Source organism: Aestuarium sp. (assembly GCF_023253315.1).
Taxonomy (GTDB): domain Bacteria; phylum Pseudomonadota; class Alphaproteobacteria; order Rhodobacterales; family Rhodobacteraceae; genus Marivivens; species Marivivens donghaensis.
Genome location: NZ_JALRGW010000173.1, coordinates 1 through 255 on the forward strand (window position 1 = coordinate 1; position 255 = coordinate 255).

Below are 255 nucleotides of genomic sequence, written 5' to 3' on the forward strand. Positions count from 1 at the left end.
CGTAGACCACAACTGTTCTGTCACTATCTCCTATGACCCCTCTGAGATTGAGGAAATTGTAGGCTGGATTCTGGAGAACTGGGATAGCTACGTTGGTGTGTCGTTCATCTACCGCAATGATCCTACCAAGACTGCAGAGGACCTAGGCTATGCCTACCTTCCGCAGGAGGTGGTGACACAGGAGAAGTACTACGAGTATGCCAACAACCTATGGCCTGTCGATCTGTCAAACCTAAAGACTGACGACGACTTGGT

The 255-nt window shown here is 49.8% G+C and carries 1 protein-coding gene; it reads left to right on the plus strand.

Annotation, left to right across the window (positions count from 1 at the left end; genetic code table 11):
• On the plus strand, positions 1–255 hold a 255-nt coding region (locus AC1QQ2_RS14875), incomplete at both ends, for a hypothetical protein (RefSeq protein ID WP_479713727.1).